The sequence below is a fragment of the Palleronia marisminoris genome, from assembly GCF_900172315.1.
Lineage (GTDB): Bacteria > Pseudomonadota > Alphaproteobacteria > Rhodobacterales > Rhodobacteraceae > Palleronia > Palleronia marisminoris.
Map to the genome: position 1 here is coordinate 317769 of NZ_FWFV01000002.1, position 14537 is coordinate 332305.

Here is a 14537-nt window from a genome sequence, read left to right on the forward strand (position 1 = left end):
CGGCTTGAGGGATAGGGTGCTGCGCCGGGAAAGGAAACAGCCTGGCGCATGTAGCGGTCTTGCCGCCGCACGCGGGCAGGTTAGTCTCCGCCGACCCTGAAGGATGAGACACATGGCCAAAGACGATTCCGCCGCGACCGTGCCCGACGACACGCTGTTCACGATGCGCTGGAATCGGGCCGAGCGCGACCTGATGACGCCGCTGACCAGGCTTTACGGCCGGGCGATGAAGCCGGCGACGATCAGGAAGCGGGTCCGCGCCCTTCTGGCCGAGAAATGGGCCGAGCGTCCCAAGGATCTGCGCACGCTGGACCTGTCGCGCGATATCACCCCCGACTGGTACCTGAGCCAGGACATGGCGGGCTACGTCTTCTACGTGGACCGTTTCGCCGACAGCATGTCCGGCGTCGCCGACCGCATCCTCTACCTGCAGTTGCTGGGGATCCGTTACGCCCACTTCATGCCCTGTCTCAAACCCCGCCCCGGCGATTCCGACGGCGGCTATGCGGTGATGGATTACGGCAAGATCGACCCGCGGCTGGGCTCCATGGGCGACTTCAAGCGGGTCGCGAAGAAGATGCGAAAGGCCGGCATCAGCCCCTGCATCGACATGGTGCTGAACCATACCGCGCGCGAGCACGACTGGGCCGTGAGGGCACGCAAGGGCGATCCATTCTACCAAGGGTTCTACCGCCTCTACGACGACGCAACGATCCCGCTTGCCTACGAGGAGAGCCTTCTCGAGGTGTTCCCCGATCAGGCGCCGGGCAACTTCACCTGGGACGACGACCTCGGGAAATGGGTCTGGACGACGTTCAACACCTTCCAGTGGGACCTGAACTGGGAGAACCCCGAGGTCTTCCTCGCGATCCTCGGCATCATCCTCGACCTTGCCAATTCGGGCGCCGAGGTGCTGCGGCTCGATGCGGTGGCCTTCATGTGGAAGCGCCTTGGCACCGTCTGCCAGAACGAGCCCGAGGTGCACGACATCCTCCAGGCGATCAACCAGGCCGCGTCGGTCGCGGCCCCGGCGGTGATCTTCAAGGCCGAGGCGATCGTCGGCCCCCATCAGCTGGTGCCCTACCTGGGCGCGGGTCGGCATACGGGGAAGGTCTCGAACCTCGCCTACCACAACTCGCTGATGGTGCAGTACTGGTCAGCGCTGGCGACCGGCAAGGCGGACCTGATGACCCACGTCCTGCGCACCCATTTCCCCGAGCGGTTCACCAACGCCCAGTGGGCCACCTATATCCGCTGCCACGACGATATCGGCTGGGCGATCACAGAGGACGACGCCGAAACGGTCGGCGCGACCGGCCCGGGCCACCGCAAGTTCCTGACCGACTTCTATGCCGGCCGCTTCCCCGGCAGCTTCGCCCGCGGCGCGGATTTCCAGGTGAACGAACGCACCGGCGACGCCCGTACCAACGGCACGACTGCGGCGCTGACGGGGCTTCAGGCGGCGGGCACGCCCGAAGAGATCGACCTCGCCGTCCTGCGCATCCTTCTGGGCCACGCGCTGATCGCGGGCTTCGGGGGGATGCCGCTGATCTACATGGGCGACGAGATCGGCCTGCCGAACGACGAGAGCTTCCGCGACGACCCCGACCGCGCGGCCGACGGTCGCTGGATGCAGCGCCCGGCGATGGACTGGGCGACGGCCGAAACCGCACCCGGGGCCGATACCCCCGCGGGCCGCATCTGGCGCGGCACCCGGCACATCCTGCGCGTCCGGGCCGAGATCGACGCCCTGCGCGGCGACGTGCCTGCCCGCGTGCTCGACACCGGCCACGACAAGCTGCTGGTCGTCCGCCGCCCGGGCACCGAGGGCACGCTGACCGGCCTCTACAACATCACCGCCGAAGACCAGCAGATCGAGGCGCAGCGCATCGGTATCGATCCCGACGCCATCCCGATGGACATGCTGACCGGTACGATGCCCACCCGCGAGGCCGACCGGATCGTCGTCCCGCCCTACGGCGCCGTCTGGCTGCACGAGGAGCTGCGGTGATGCTCAAGGGACTCTCCGCCTTCCCCATCACGCCGATCACGGACGGGGCGCTGGACGACGCGATCTTCGCCCGGATGATCGAGCGCATCGTTGCGGCGGGCTGCGATTCGGTCGGCGCCCTCGGCTCGACCGGCGCCGGCCCCTACCTGCCGGCCAAGGCGCGCCGCCGGGCCGTGGCGGTCGCGGCCGAGACCACCGCCGGCCGCATCCCCCTCTGGGTCGGGATCGGCGCATTGACGACCGAAGCCGTCTGCGCCCATACCCGCGAGGCCGAGGCGGCGGGCGCGGACGGCCTTCTGTTGCAGCCCGTGTCGTACCAGCGCCTGACCGACGACGAGGTGTTCCACCTCTTTACCGATGCCGCCGCGGCGACGGCCCTGCCGCTCTGCATCTACGACAACCCTGCCACCACGGGCTTCCGCTTCTCGGATGACCTAATCCTGCGCATCGCAGCACTTCCCACGGTCGTCGCCGCCAAGCGCCCCCTGCCCGAGGGCGACGTCGCTGCCGACCTTGCCCCCCTCCGCGCTGCGTCGGACCTGTCGCTGGGCTATTCGCAGGACTGGGGGATGCTCGACGCCCTAGCCGGCGGAGGGGACGTATTTTTCAGCGTCCTCGCCGGCACCCGTCCCGAGGCCGTCGTTCCAGCCGCCCGCGCCGCGATCGGCGGCGACCTCGACCTCGCCCGCCAACTTGCCGAGCCCCTCGAGCCGATCTGGTCCCTCTTCCGCCGGTTCGGCGGCTACCGGGTCGTGCACGCCATCGCCTCGCGGGACTACGGGACGCCGTTGCCCCCGCTGCGCCCCGTGCTGCCCCTGCCCGACGCGGCCCTGCCCGAGCTCGACGCGGCGCTCGACCACCTGTAGGCAGGGCCTTTACACCCGCCCCGGCCCTGTCCTATACGCCCGCATCCCCGTGCTGACACCCTTGGAGGCGGCGGGGATCCACGCAATTTCAGGAGATACGATATGGCTGGCGAAACGCCCGACATCATCGCCTACGAACGGACGGGGACAGGCAAGGGGGCCGCTCGTCAAGCTCGGCGCGACAACCTCGTGCCCGGCATCGTGTATGGCGGCGAGAAAGACCCTCTTCCCATCAACCTGCCCTACAACGCGCTCATCAAGAAGCTGAAGGCCGGTCGCTTCCTCGCGACGCTCTTCAACCTCAAGGTCGAGGGCCAGGAAGACGTCCGCGTCATCTGCCGCAGCGTCCAGCGTGACGTCGTGAAAGACCTTCCGACGCATGTCGACTTCATGCGCCTGCGCCGTAACAGCCGCGTGTCGCTCTACATTCCCGTCGAAGTCGTGGGCGAAGACGAGTGCCCGGGCCTCAAGGCCGGCGGCGTGCTGACCATGGTCCGGTCCGAAGTCGAACTGCGCTGCACCGCGGGCGACATCCCCGAGAAGATCGTGATGTCGGTCGCCGGCAAGGAGATCGGTGACTCGATCCACATCTCCGAGGTCGAGCTGCCCGAGGGCACGCGCGCGACCATCGACCGGGACTTCGTGCTCGCCAACATCTCGGCGCCCTCGGGCCTCGCCTCGCAGGCCGCGGAAGACGAAGATGAAGTTGCCGCCGACGAGGTCCCCGCGACCGAGGTGGACGCTGAAGCCGGGGACGACGCAGAGTCCTGAGCCTTCCGGCACCTGGAACACCGACGGCGCGGGGCCCCCTCCGCGCCGTTTTTCTTTTGCCCCCACCGCCCCTATATCGAACCACGGCCCCGCCGCCGGCCAGGAAGAACAACGGAGAAAGCGCATGCGTCTGTTCGTTGGGCTCGGGAATCCCGGGCCGAAATATGCGAAACACCGCCACAATATCGGCTTCATGGCGGTCGAGCGCATTGCCGAAGATCACGGCTTTCCCCCGTTCCGCGCGAAGTTCCAGGGCCAGGTGACCGAGGGTCGCCTCGGCGACGAGCGCGTCGCGATCCTGATGCCCACGACCTTCATGAACAACTCGGGCCAATCAGTGGGCGAAGCCGCGCGGTTCTACAAGATCGACCCCGCCGACGTGGTCGTCTTCCATGACGAGATCGACCTCGCGCCGGGCAAGCTGAAATGCAAGACGGGCGGCGGGCACGCGGGCCACAACGGCCTGCGCTCGATTCACCAGCATCTTGGGCCGGACTACGCTCGTGTGCGCATGGGGGTGGGCCATCCGGGCCACAAGGATCGCGTGCCGGGCTACGTGCTGCACGATTTCGCGAAGGCGGACGAGGATTGGCTCGACGACATGCTGCGCGGCTGCTCGGACGGCGCGCCGGCGCTGGCCGAGGGCGACCAGGGGCGCTTCATGAACGCGGTCGCCCTGCGCCTGAACCCGCCGCGCCCCTCGACCGGCACACAAGGTGCGAAAGCCTCCGAACCCAAGCCCGATCCCGCGCCTGCCCCGGAACCGGAGGCGGAGGCGGAGGCGGCAAGGAGCCCGCTTCAGAAGCTGGTGGACCGCTTCAGGTGAGCCTGCGCGCGGCGCTTCTGGATCAGTCCGAGAGCTGCCGTCAGCTTGGCTCGCCCTTCACCGCGCGCCTCCTGACGCTGACCGCCGAGCGGCTGACCGACGAAACGCCCGTAGGCCGTCGGCTTCTGGCGTGGGAGGGCAACGTCACCAGCCGCGGCCAGTCCGTGCCGCTGCGCCTTGCCGGGGCGCTGCACAGGCTGGTCCTGTCCGGCGATGATCTCGCGCTCCACTGGCCGCCCAACCCTATCACCGATGACGACACGCTCTGGCAGGCGGTCGAAGGTGCGTTCCAGCGTCGCGGCGACGCCATTCTCGCGGCGCTCGACACTGCGCCCCAGACCAACGAGGTGCGCCGGGCAGCAGCCTTGATCCCCGCGCTTCACATGCTGGCGGCGCGGTATGGCCTGCCGCTGGCGCTCTACGAGCTCGGGGCGAGCGCCGGGCTGAACCTGCATCTCGACCGGTTCTCCCTGCAGGCCGGGCCGGTTCGCTTCGGTCCCGACACCCCTGCGCTGACCCTGGAACCCGACTGGACGGGCCCCGCGCCGCAGCCCGCCGCGGTCAAGATCGTCGCGCGACGGGGAGTCGACCTGGCGCCGGTCGATCCGCGAAACCCCGGGGACCGGCTACGCCTCCTGTCATTCCTCTGGGCCGATCAGCCCGAACGGAGGGATCGCACCCTTGCCGCCATAGCCGTGGCCGATACGGCGGTAGAGGCCGGCGACGCCGGCGCGTGGCTGGCCCCCGCCCTCGCGGACGCGCCCGAAGGCGCGCTGCCGGTCGTCTATCACACGGTCGCCTGGCAGTATTTCCCGGACACCTCCAAGGCCGCGGCACTGGCTGCGATGGAACAGGCCGGGCGCCCTCTCGCCCGGATCAGCATGGAGGCCGACGGGACCGCCCGAAATGCTGCCCTGACGCTGTCGATCTGGCCCGACGGCACGACGCATCCCCTCGCCCGGGTCGATTTTCACGGTCGCTGGATCGACTGGACCGGCCCCACCGCCCTTCCTTGAGCGACCCAGCGCCCTACCTCCGCCGCAAGGAGGCGCCATGAAGATCGACGACCCGATAAACGTCCTGGGCGAGGCCCTCGCCCCCTGCTCGCGCCAGCCGGTGACGGGCTACTTCCGCGACGGCCATTGCAATACCTGCGAGGCGGATCAAGGCAGCCACACCGTCTGCGCGGTCATGACGGACGAATTCCTCGCCCTGTCGAAATATCTGGGAAACGATCTTTCGACGCCCCGGCCCGAATTCGGCTTTGCGGGGCTGAAGGCTGGCGATCGCTGGTGCCTCTGTGCGGCGCGGTTCCTGCAGGCGGTCTCGGAAGGGGCCGGACCGCTCGTGAACTTGGCAGCGACCCACGAGCGCGCGCTTGATATCGTGTCGCTCGAGGTGCTGCGCGCCCACGCGGCGGACTGACCGCGAAGGTCAGCTTTCGTCGGGCGCGTCCGAAAGCATGGTCATTTCTTGCGACAGGATCTCGCCCGTCGTCGCGTTGTAGCGAACCTCGATCCGCTTGCCCTTGCCCGTCGCCGTGGCGGTCAGCAGGCCGCTGTCATGGGTCATTTCGATGGTCTCGAACCCATGGTCCGTGAGGTAGTCCCGCGCTTCGGTCTCGACGTCCGAGGCCAAGGCCGGTGCAGCAGAAAGTGCGAATAGTGCAAGAAGTGCGGTACGTCCGAGCATGTCTGTCCAGCCTCTTGTCATGAAATGTCAATTCCGAGCGCGCGCGCGACGGTGAAGATGTCCTTGTCACCGCGCCCGCACAGATTCATGCAGATGATGTGATCCGCAGGCAGTTCGGGCGCGATCTTCGCGACGTGAGCCAGCGCATGCGACGGCTCGAGCGCGGGGATGATGCCCTCGGTCTCGCAGCACAACTGGAACGCGTCGAGCGCCTCGCGGTCGGTGATCGAGACGTATTCGGCCCGGCCGATATCATGAAGCCACGCATGCTCGGGCCCGATACCCGGATAGTCGAGTCCTGCCGAAATCGAGAATCCCTCGAGGATCTGCCCGTCATCGTCCTGCAGAAGGTAGGTGCGGTTGCCGTGCAGCACGCCCGGCCGGCCACCGGTCAGCGAGGCGCAGTGTTGCATCTCGTCCGAGACGCCCTTGCCACCCGCCTCGACCCCGATGATGCGCACCGACGGGTCGTCGAGGAACGGATAGAACAGCCCCATGGCGTTCGACCCGCCGCCGATTGCAGCAATGAGCGTGTCGGGCAAGCGGCCCTCGGCCTCCTGCATCTGGGCCTTCGCCTCGGTGCCGATGATCGCCTGGAAATCGCGGACCATCGCCGGATAGGGGTGCGGCCCCGCCACCGTGCCGATGCAGTAGAACGTGTCGCGCACATTGGTCACCCAATCGCGCATCGCATCGTTCATGGCGTCCTTCAGAGTGCCGCGGCCGCTCGTCACCGGGATCACCTCGGCCCCCAGAAGGCGCATGCGGAAGACGTTGGGCTGCTGACGCTCGACGTCGTGGGCGCCCATGTAGACGACGCATTTCAGGCCGAACTTGGCGCAGACAGTGGCGGTTGCAACGCCGTGCTGTCCGGCGCCCGTCTCGGCGATGATACGGGTCTTGCCCATGCGGCGGGCGAGGATGATCTGGCCCAGCACGTTGTTGATCTTGTGCGCGCCGGTGTGGTTCAGCTCGTCGCGCTTGAGGTAGATCTTCGCGCCGCCCAGACGTTCGGTCAGGCGCGCGGCGTGGTAAAGGGGCGACGGGCGGCCGACATAGTTGGTCCAGAGATCGTGCATCTCGGCCCAGAAGCTGTCGTCGGTCTTGGCGTGCTCGTATTGACGCTCGAGCTCGAGGATCAGCGGCATCAGCGTCTCGGAAACGAATCGACCGCCGAAATTGCCGAAGCGGCCCCTCGAGTCAGGGCCCGCGCGGTAGGAGTTCTTCAGATCGTCCGGCATCGCCACCCTTCCCTGTCCGATCCCAGCGATAGACCGGGGCGGCGGGCGGCACAAGCAGAGCGACCGGCGGCTGCGGCGTTCCGCCTATCGCAACCGACGCCTCCAGCGCCGAACCTTGATGCGGAACTGGATCGCTACGGTGGTCACGAAGGGCCGCAGCACCGGCAGGTCCACCGCCAGCAGCAGCAGCCCGACCGGAAGCATCCAAAGCCCCAGCACCGGAAGAAACGACAGCAGGCTGCCGATGATCAGCAGGATCGCCACCGGAAGCCGGATGATCGCCGCACCGCGGCCGCGCAGGGCAGAGATGGGACGGGCGGTGAAGGGAACCGCATGTGCGATGGCATCGAACTGCCGATCGAGGCGGCGGCGCAGGCGTTCGGAGGGGCGGAGAGGGTGTGACACGTCGATCAGATGGATGCGGGGTGGTTTCGCGTCAAGGCACGAGGCGCGTGCAAGTTTGCGTGCCTCAACCGACAGCGATTGCCTGGCCGAAGGCCGCGATCTTGTCGGGGTCCTTCACGCCCGGCGCGCGTTCGACGCCCGACGAGACGTCCACCTGCGGCGCGCCGGTCACGCGCACTGCCTCGGCCACGTTTTCCGGCGTCAGTCCCCCGGCGAGCATCCAGGGCCTGGCCCAATGCCGCCCCGCGATCAGGGTCCAGTCGAAGGACAACCCGTTGCCGCCCGGCAGCTCCGTGTCGCGGGGCGGTTTTGCATCGATCAGAAGCTGGTCGGCCACCTCGGCGTATTCGTCGATTCGCGGCAGATCCTCGGGGCCGGCGACGCCGATCGCCTTCATCACCGGCAGGCCGGTGCGCGTCTTGATCTCGCGCACCCGCTCGGGCAACTCGCTGCCGTGAAGCTGCAACATGTCGATCGGCACCTTGTCCGTCAGCAGGTCCAGCGCCGCATCGCTGGGGTCGACCACCAGCGCGACCTTCATGATACCGGGCGGGACAGCGCCGGCCATCGCCGCGGCCGAAGGCAGATCGAGGTTGCGCGGCGACTTGGGGAAGAAGACGAAGCCCAGGTAGGAGGCGCCGGCCAACAGCGCGGCAGGCACGTCGGCCGGGTCGGTGATGCCGCAGATCTTGAATCGCGTCGGCGTCACGAGGCCCGCCTGGCCGGGGTCGAACCGTCTTCGACCAGCGCGATGATGTCGTTGCCGTTCCCCTTGCCGGTTGCAGCACCGGACCGGCGCATGTCGCCGACCTCACGCTCCAGCGCCTCGCGCTCGCGTCGTTCATGCCGGGCCGCGGCGCGGTGCTTGTGCTCACGCGCGAACTCGACGACGAAGCCGATCAGCAGGCCGATCACCACGGCCCCGAGAATCACCACGAACATCGGCAACGTGACGGCCCAGGTCAGCCCCAGGAAACCGCCCATGGCCTCGGGCAGGAGGCGCAGCGTCACGGCCTGCGCATTTGCCAGCGCCACCATGATCAGCAGCACCGCAATGATAGCCAGTACGACGAATTTGACGACACGCATGGTTCAGTCCCCGTTCAACCTGTCCCTCAGTAGCTTGCCCGCCTTGAAGAAGGGAACATGCTTTTCATCGACGGGAACCGCCTCGCCAGTCCTGGGGTTCCGTCCGACCCGCGCATCGCGCTTCTTGACCGAGAAGGCCCCGAAGCCGCGCAGCTCGACGCGATTGCCCTCGCACATGGCGTGGATGATCTCCTCGAAGATCGTGCTCACGATCCGCTCGACGTCCCGCTGGGTCAGATGCGGGTTGTCGTCGGCGATCTTCTGGATCAGTTCGGAGCGGATCATCGCGAATGCCTCCTCATCGGACCTTGCTAGATAGGGCGAAGCGCCTCTGGGAACACGGCGAATTGAACTGAACGAATGATAACTCTCTTATGCCTATCGCTCAACGGGGCATAGAAAAACCCCCGCGATTCCTCGCGGGGGTCAAAGTTTTTCGAAGCTGCGACCGCTGGATCAGTCGTCGTCGCGGTTCAGCGCGGCGCCCAGGATGTCGCCGAGCGAGGCACCCGAAGCGGACGAACCGTACTGCTGGACGGCCTCTTTCTCTTCCGCGATCTCGCGGGCCTTGATCGACAGGCCGAGACGGCGCGACTTCTGATCGACGTTGGTGACGCGGACGTCGACCTTGTCGCCGACGCCGAAGCGCTCGGGGCGCTGCTCCGACCGGTCGCGGCTGAGGTCCGAGCGACGGATGAAGGATTTCATGCCCTCGTACTCGACCTCGACGCCGCCATCCTCGATCGCCGTGACGGCCACCGTGATGATCGCACCGCGCGACACGCCGCCGACCACGTCCGAGAAGCTGTCGTCCATCGCCTTCATCGAAAGCGATATCCGCTCTTTCTCGACGTCGGTTTCGGTCACGACGGCCTGAACGACGTCACCCTTGTGGAAGCGCTGGATGGCTTCTTCGCCACGCTCGTCCCACGAGATGTCCGAAAGGTGGACCATGCCGTCGATGTCGTTGTCGAGACCCACGAACAGACCGAACTCGGTGATGTTCTTGATCTCGCCCTCGACCTGCGTGCCCTCGGGGTGCGTCTCGGCAAAGACTTCCCACGGGTTGCGCTGGGTCTGCTTGAGGCCAAGCGACACGCGACGCTTCTGGCTGTCGATCTCCAGAACCATGACCTCGACCTCTTGCGAGGTGGACACGATCTTGCCCGGATGGACGTTCTTCTTGGTCCACGACATCTCGCTGACGTGCACCAGACCTTCGACGCCCGGCTCCAGCTCGACGAATGCACCGTAGTCGGTGATGTTCGTCACGCGGCCCTGGTGGACCGAACCCAACGAGAACTTGGCTTCGACGGTATCCCACGGATCGTCCTGGAGCTGCTTCATGCCCAGCGAGATGCGGTGGGTCTCCTTGTTGATCTTGATCACCTGGACCTTGATGGTCTCGCCGATGGTCACGATTTCCGAAGGATGGTTCACGCGGCGCCATGCCATGTCGGTGACGTGCAGCAGGCCGTCGACACCGCCGAGGTCCACGAACGCACCGTATTCGGTGATGTTCTTCACCACGCCGTCGACAGCCTGACCCTCTTCGAGGTTGGCGATCACTTCGGCGCGCTGCTCGGCACGCGATTCTTCAAGGATGGCGCGGCGCGAGACCACGATGTTGCCACGGCGGCGGTCCATCTTGAGGATCTGGAACGGCTGCTTCAGACCCATGAGCGGACCGGCATCGCGCACGGGGCGCACATCGACCTGCGAGCCGGGCAGGAACGCAACGGCGCCGCCGAGGTCGACCGTGAAGCCACCCTTGACGCGGCCGAAGATCGCGCCGTCGACGCGGTTCTCGTCGGCATAGGCTTTTTCGAGACGGTCCCAAGCGGCCTCGCGGCGGGCCATCTCGTGGGAGATCACGGCTTCGCCGCGCGCGTTCTCGACCTGGCGCAGATAGACCTCGACCTCGTCGCCGACGTTGATCTCGGGCGTCTGGCCGGGTTCAGCGAATTCTTTCAGATCGACGCGGCCTTCCATCTTGTAGCCGACGTCGATGATGGCCTGGCCTGCCTCGATGGCGAGTACGCGGCCTTTGACGACAGAACCCTCGTCAGGGGTGTCGATGTCGAAGCTTTCGTTAAGGAGCGCTTCGAACTCCTCCATGGATGTATTTTGAGCCATAAGGTCTCGGATTTCCTTTTTACATCTATTCTGGCCGCGCGGTTGTCTCCGCGGGTCTCGGGTGGATTTGGTCACTGATGGCGGGGGTCCGGTATGCGAAAAAGGGCCGGTGAAACCGACCCTGCTCGCGCCCGGGATCTGCCGCCCCTTAGACGCGAAAGGTGATACAGGCATTGCGGCCTTATCGCAAGACCCCTCTGTCGCCGCCTCCAAGCCGCTTGACGTTTCCCGACTGATATTGTCAGCTATTGGCAGAGGCAGCCACCGGAGGTCCCATGGACGACCCTCTTCCCCCGTCGCGCCCGGACCCTGGTGCGCATGACGCCCCGATACCCTCCTGGCAGGACCTGCTTGCCGTAGCTGGCGACATGGAGGTGCCCGAGCCGCTTCTCGACCTGATGCGCCCAAGCGAGGACCGTCGCCCATGATCGAACGCACCCTTCCCGACCGCAGCGACGTGACCTCCGACCCCACGCCGCGACACGAAGCCTCGGACCTCTTGCGTGGCTCGACCACGGCGGAAATCAGGCTAGAAGACAGGGTCTACACGCTGCGCCTGACGCGCGCGGGAAAGTTGATTCTGACGAAGTGACCCCAGCAAAAGGGTAGCCCCATGGCCAAGGTCCAGAGCGCCTGCATCGGCGTGTGCAAGTTCAACCGCCCCGGCCCCGCCGGCGCGCATTGCATCGGCTGTTCGATGACAAAGCCGCAGAAGAAGATCGCGAAGAAACAGAAGAAGCCCGAGGCGGCCGAGGCGATGTTGGCGCTTATCGTGGCGCAGCAGCAGCAGATGGGCCGCTTCGATCACTGGCGCGGCGCCTACCTGAAGCGCTGCATGAAAAAGGGGCGGCCCGTGCCGCCCCTGATCCGGGATCGTGAGGCCAGCTAAGGCCGTCAGCGCAGGTGGGCGCGTAGCATCCAGGCGAATTTGTCGTGGATGCGGCCGCGCTCGATCGCCAGGTCCTCGGTGCGGATGTCGCCATGCTTGGCCGAGACTTCGGACAGTCCGGCAAGCGTGGCACCGATGGTCTCCTGCGCTTCGGCGAGGTGACGGATCATCTCGCGGTCCTGCGCCTCTTCGTCGCCTTCGCTGACCTTCGAGCGCTTCAGGTGCCCGGCAAGGGTGCCCTCGGCCTTGTGGCCGATGGTGCGCACACGCTCGGCCAGGTCGTCCTGACCCACGAAGTGATCCTCGTAGATCTCCTGGAACAGCGCGTGGAGCGGGCCGAAGGACATGCCCTCGACGTTCCAGTGGTAGTTCTGGGCGAGCATCGTGGTCACGACGGTCTCGGCCAGCGCCTGGTGGAGCGCGTTGGCGATCTCGGCGCTGGCGTCGGGGGAAAGATCGGAAGCTGTTTCGGCCATGGGATGTCCTGTCTGCTGTGGCGAAAGGCTGGCTTGCGACGGCTTGCTGCCTTGGTCCCCCAAGACATAGGAATCCGCTCCGTCCTGTCCAGTTTCGCCAGCGCGCGCGCGGGCTCAGCCGGTGCGGTCCAGCCGCTCGCTCAGCCCCCGCACCAGCAATTGCAGGTAAGGCACCGCCTCGGGGCGGACCCGGCTGCGGGTCAGGAACCGCAGGCTGGCCCCGTCGCGCCGGTGGACCGCCTCTTGCAGGGACAAGAGCCATTCCTCGTCGAACGAGCGTCCGGGCGCGCCCGGCCGCCAGATCACCGGGCGGCGCAGGGTCATCTCGGGCAGGGTCCGGGCAAGCGCCATGGCATAGTCGTCGGGTCCCGCATCCGCCGCCAGGAGGGCGCAGGCCCGCAGCGATCCACGCGGCGCCGTCCGGCAGGCCAGCGCCGACAGGCGAAGGAACGCAATCAACGGCGGCTGTGTGCCGATGACCGGTGCGATGTCGGCTTCTATCCTGCGGACGGTCTGCGTCATGGTGCGGTTCCCCGGATCATTCCCGAGCACATTACTCGGATGATCCGGCCGCGCCAACCCCCTGTGGTGTCATCGATATGTCACGCTGCCGGACTAGGTCGGGCCGCAATCTGCCACCACAGGACGTATCCATGCGCACGACGCTTTCCCTCTCCCTTGTCGCTCTTCTGGCGGCCGGTGCCGTCCAGGCCCAGGCGCCGATCACCGTCACCAACACTGCCAACTCCGGCGAAGGCAGCTTCCGCCATGCGCTGGAACTGGCGGCGCAAGAGCGTGAGGGCGCGCGGATCGTCATCCTGACCGAGGGCGACATCGCAGTGGAAAGCGGCCTCGCCTATACCGGGCAGGTCCCGGTCGAGATCGTCGGCCGGGGCCAGACCATCAGCCTTGACGTGGACGAGACGATCTTCGACTCGACGCAGGGTGCCAGCGTGTCGATCACCGACCTGAGCTTCGAGGGGCCGGGCGGCTTCTCGATCGAGAACAAGTCGAAGACCGGCGGCGCCAAGGGCATCTCGCTGCAGATGCGCGACGAGCAGGCCGGCGAGGCGCGCCTGGTCCTCGACACCGTCGCCGTGCGCGGCGTTTCGGGGCACGGCATCCATGTGTCCGACTGCTCGATGGCCGACCAGTGCGGCGCCGGCAGCGGCGGCGCGGGCAGCGGCTCGCGCGTGTCGATCGTGGCCGAGCTCAGCGACGTGATTGTCGAGAACGTCGGCACCGGCGCCTTCGACCGCGACGGCCTGCGCATCGACGAGCGTGGCGACGGCGGCATCCGGGCGACCATCCGCCGGTCGTCCTTCACCGGAATCGGCGCCGACGGGGTCGAGCTGGACGAGGGCGGCGCGGGCGACGTGATCGTCACCGCGACCGACTCGACCTTCTCAAAGAACGGGTTCTACTGCGACCCCGAGATCATGGCCCAGTACTTGCCCGACCAGCCCGAGGGCGAGTTCGAGCCCGGCCAGATGCCCGAATCCGACATCCCCGCCAAGGTCGAGGGCAGCCCCGACGATGCCTGCATCGAGCGCGCGGTCGAAACCTACGACGACGGTTCGGTCGAGGAATACGAGTTCGCCCTCGACCTCGACGACGGGTTCGACGTGGACGAGGCCGATGACGGATCGCTCGACATCCTCGTGGTCGGCGGCGAAGTGAACGGCAATCTCGACGAAGGCATGGACATGGACGAGATGGGCGCGGGCGACCTCGTGGCCACCTATGTCGGCACCGCGGCCAGCGGCAACACCGACGACGCCTACAAGCACAGCGAAGCCGACGACGGCGCGGCCATCGGCCTGCTGTCCGGCGCATCGGCCAACGACAATGGCGGCGTGGGCTTCGTCTACGAGGAAGAAGGCGCGGGCGATGTCACCGCCGAGGTGACGGACGTGACCACCTCGGGCAACGACGACGGCGAGACCTCTCTGGAGTTCGTGCAGGAGGATGACGGCGTCGGCACCGTCACGATCACGGGCGGCACCCTCGCGGAAGAGATGGCGGCCGAGGGCGTCGAGCTGTCGCAGAACTGATTCCGACCGGGACCTTGAAAGCGCCCGTCCGGGCCGGACGGGCGCTTCTTCCTGTTCAGCCGATCGGCGGATTCACGCCGC

19 protein-coding genes are annotated in these 14537 nt (G+C 67.0%); 10 read left to right on the top strand and 9 right to left on the bottom strand.

What is annotated here, in order from left to right; all coding sequences use genetic code 11:
* The first annotated feature begins 112 nt into the window (after positions 1–112).
* The 6 genes from PAM7066_RS05275 (at position 113) to PAM7066_RS05300 (ending at position 5899) form a co-directional block, all read left to right on the top strand.
* A complete protein-coding gene (locus tag PAM7066_RS05275) occupies positions 113–2011 on the top strand; it encodes an alpha-amylase family protein (protein ID WP_085853092.1) in 1899 nt (632 codons plus the stop codon).
* Entirely contained in the window at positions 2011–2877 is an 867-nt protein-coding gene (locus tag PAM7066_RS05280) for a dihydrodipicolinate synthase family protein (RefSeq protein WP_085853093.1), read from the top strand. Before PAM7066_RS05275 ends, PAM7066_RS05280 begins: the two co-directional genes overlap by 1 nt.
* A 102-nt stretch (positions 2878–2979) precedes the next feature.
* A complete protein-coding gene (locus tag PAM7066_RS05285; RefSeq protein WP_085853094.1) occupies positions 2980–3648 on the top strand; it encodes a 50S ribosomal protein L25/general stress protein Ctc in 669 nt (222 codons plus the stop codon).
* Between the two features lie 124 nt (positions 3649–3772).
* Positions 3773–4474, top strand: coding sequence for an aminoacyl-tRNA hydrolase (gene pth, locus PAM7066_RS05290; protein ID WP_085853095.1), 702 nt, complete (start codon positions 3773–3775; stop codon positions 4472–4474).
* Positions 4471–5490 carry a DUF2332 domain-containing protein gene (locus PAM7066_RS05295; RefSeq protein WP_085853096.1) on the top strand — a complete coding sequence of 340 codons (1020 nt, stop codon included), beginning with the start codon at positions 4471–4473 and terminating at the stop codon, positions 5488–5490. Before pth ends, PAM7066_RS05295 begins: the two co-directional genes overlap by 4 nt.
* A 37-nt stretch (positions 5491–5527) precedes the next feature.
* Entirely contained in the window at positions 5528–5899 is a 372-nt protein-coding gene (locus PAM7066_RS05300) for a DUF2237 family protein (RefSeq protein WP_085853097.1), read from the top strand.
* 9 nt (positions 5900–5908) lie between these two features.
* Here the strand turns inward: PAM7066_RS05300 and PAM7066_RS05305 are convergent, their stop codons facing one another.
* The 7 genes from PAM7066_RS05305 to rpsA form a co-directional block, all read right to left on the bottom strand.
* Positions 5909–6166, bottom strand: a complete 258-nt coding sequence (locus PAM7066_RS05305; protein ID WP_085853098.1) for a hypothetical protein — start codon at positions 6164–6166, stop codon at positions 5909–5911.
* Between the two features lie 17 nt (positions 6167–6183).
* Positions 6184–7407: a tryptophan synthase subunit beta gene (gene trpB / locus PAM7066_RS05310; RefSeq protein ID WP_085853099.1), complete on the bottom strand. Its 1224-nt coding sequence runs from the start codon at positions 7405–7407 to the stop codon at positions 6184–6186.
* Between the two features lie 84 nt (positions 7408–7491).
* Positions 7492–7812: a hypothetical protein gene (locus tag PAM7066_RS05315; RefSeq protein ID WP_175484569.1), complete on the bottom strand. Its 321-nt coding sequence runs from the start codon at positions 7810–7812 to the stop codon at positions 7492–7494.
* A gap of 64 nt (positions 7813–7876) precedes the next feature.
* Positions 7877–8521 carry a phosphoribosylanthranilate isomerase gene (locus tag PAM7066_RS05320; protein ID WP_085853100.1) on the bottom strand — a complete coding sequence of 215 codons (645 nt, stop codon included), beginning with the start codon at positions 8519–8521 and terminating at the stop codon, positions 7877–7879.
* Positions 8518–8901 (bottom strand): lipopolysaccharide assembly protein LapA domain-containing protein, encoded by a 384-nt coding sequence (locus PAM7066_RS05325; RefSeq protein ID WP_085853101.1) that lies wholly within the window; start codon positions 8899–8901, stop codon positions 8518–8520. Before PAM7066_RS05325 ends, PAM7066_RS05320 begins: the two co-directional genes overlap by 4 nt.
* A 3-nt stretch (positions 8902–8904) precedes the next feature.
* Positions 8905–9186: an integration host factor subunit beta gene (gene ihfB, locus PAM7066_RS05330; RefSeq protein ID WP_085853102.1), complete on the bottom strand. Its 282-nt coding sequence runs from the start codon at positions 9184–9186 to the stop codon at positions 8905–8907.
* A 171-nt stretch (positions 9187–9357) separates the two neighbouring features.
* Complete coding sequence (gene rpsA, locus PAM7066_RS05335) at positions 9358–11211, bottom strand: 30S ribosomal protein S1 (protein ID WP_276326059.1); 1854 nt, start codon at positions 11209–11211, stop codon at positions 9358–9360.
* Positions 11212–11312: 101 nt separating this feature from the next.
* Here rpsA and PAM7066_RS18865 point away from each other — a divergent pair, with 101 nt between their 5' ends.
* The 3 genes from PAM7066_RS18865 to PAM7066_RS05345 are packed head-to-tail and all read left to right on the top strand — an operon-like array spanning position 11313 to position 11926.
* Positions 11313–11465 (top strand): hypothetical protein, encoded by a 153-nt coding sequence (locus PAM7066_RS18865; RefSeq protein WP_175484568.1) that lies wholly within the window; start codon positions 11313–11315, stop codon positions 11463–11465.
* On the top strand, positions 11462–11629 hold the full coding sequence (hemP, locus tag PAM7066_RS05340) for a hemin uptake protein HemP (protein ID WP_085853104.1): 168 nt from the start codon (positions 11462–11464) through the stop codon (positions 11627–11629). Before PAM7066_RS18865 ends, hemP begins: the two co-directional genes overlap by 4 nt.
* A 21-nt stretch (positions 11630–11650) precedes the next feature.
* Entirely contained in the window at positions 11651–11926 is a 276-nt protein-coding gene (locus tag PAM7066_RS05345; protein WP_085853105.1) for a DUF1289 domain-containing protein, read from the top strand.
* A gap of 5 nt (positions 11927–11931) precedes the next feature.
* Here the strand turns inward: PAM7066_RS05345 and PAM7066_RS05350 are convergent, their stop codons facing one another.
* Both PAM7066_RS05350 and PAM7066_RS05355 read right to left on the bottom strand, forming a co-directional pair.
* Entirely contained in the window at positions 11932–12402 is a 471-nt protein-coding gene (locus PAM7066_RS05350; protein ID WP_085853106.1) for a Dps family protein, read from the bottom strand.
* 114 nt (positions 12403–12516) lie between these two features.
* Positions 12517–12924 (bottom strand): hypothetical protein, encoded by a 408-nt coding sequence (locus PAM7066_RS05355; protein ID WP_085853107.1) that lies wholly within the window; start codon positions 12922–12924, stop codon positions 12517–12519.
* A gap of 131 nt (positions 12925–13055) precedes the next feature.
* Here PAM7066_RS05355 and PAM7066_RS05360 point away from each other — a divergent pair, with 131 nt between their 5' ends.
* A complete protein-coding gene (locus PAM7066_RS05360) occupies positions 13056–14456 on the top strand; it encodes a hypothetical protein (RefSeq protein WP_085853108.1) in 1401 nt (466 codons plus the stop codon).
* Positions 14457–14537: the final 81 nt, after the last annotated feature.

What these genes read in the sequence shown, in the direction of transcription:
- PAM7066_RS05305 (WP_085853098.1), bottom strand. Translation starts at nt 6,166, where the DNA reads ATGCTCGGACGTACCGCACTTCTTGCACTATTCGCACTTTCTGCTGCA.
- PAM7066_RS05345 (WP_085853105.1), top strand. Translation starts at nt 11,651, where the DNA reads ATGGCCAAGGTCCAGAGCGCCTGCATCGGCGTGTGCAAGTTCAACCGC.
- hemP (WP_085853104.1), top strand. Translation starts at nt 11,462, where the DNA reads ATGATCGAACGCACCCTTCCCGACCGCAGCGACGTGACCTCCGACCCC.
- ihfB (WP_085853102.1), bottom strand. Translation starts at nt 9,186, where the DNA reads ATGATCCGCTCCGAACTGATCCAGAAGATCGCCGACGACAACCCGCAT.
- PAM7066_RS05350 (WP_085853106.1), bottom strand. Translation starts at nt 12,402, where the DNA reads ATGGCCGAAACAGCTTCCGATCTTTCCCCCGACGCCAGCGCCGAGATC.
- PAM7066_RS05355 (WP_085853107.1), bottom strand. Translation starts at nt 12,924, where the DNA reads ATGACGCAGACCGTCCGCAGGATAGAAGCCGACATCGCACCGGTCATC.
- PAM7066_RS05280 (WP_085853093.1), top strand. Translation starts at nt 2,011, where the DNA reads ATGCTCAAGGGACTCTCCGCCTTCCCCATCACGCCGATCACGGACGGG.
- PAM7066_RS05325 (WP_085853101.1), bottom strand. Translation starts at nt 8,901, where the DNA reads ATGCGTGTCGTCAAATTCGTCGTACTGGCTATCATTGCGGTGCTGCTG.
- PAM7066_RS18865 (WP_175484568.1), top strand. Translation starts at nt 11,313, where the DNA reads ATGGACGACCCTCTTCCCCCGTCGCGCCCGGACCCTGGTGCGCATGAC.
- pth (WP_085853095.1), top strand. Translation starts at nt 3,773, where the DNA reads ATGCGTCTGTTCGTTGGGCTCGGGAATCCCGGGCCGAAATATGCGAAA.
- rpsA (WP_276326059.1), bottom strand. Translation starts at nt 11,211, where the DNA reads ATGCCTGTATCACCTTTCGCGTCTAAGGGGCGGCAGATCCCGGGCGCG.
- trpB (WP_085853099.1), bottom strand. Translation starts at nt 7,407, where the DNA reads ATGCCGGACGATCTGAAGAACTCCTACCGCGCGGGCCCTGACTCGAGG.
- PAM7066_RS05300 (WP_085853097.1), top strand. Translation starts at nt 5,528, where the DNA reads ATGAAGATCGACGACCCGATAAACGTCCTGGGCGAGGCCCTCGCCCCC.
- PAM7066_RS05285 (WP_085853094.1), top strand. Translation starts at nt 2,980, where the DNA reads ATGGCTGGCGAAACGCCCGACATCATCGCCTACGAACGGACGGGGACA.
- PAM7066_RS05275 (WP_085853092.1), top strand. Translation starts at nt 113, where the DNA reads ATGGCCAAAGACGATTCCGCCGCGACCGTGCCCGACGACACGCTGTTC.
- PAM7066_RS05360 (WP_085853108.1), top strand. Translation starts at nt 13,056, where the DNA reads ATGCGCACGACGCTTTCCCTCTCCCTTGTCGCTCTTCTGGCGGCCGGT.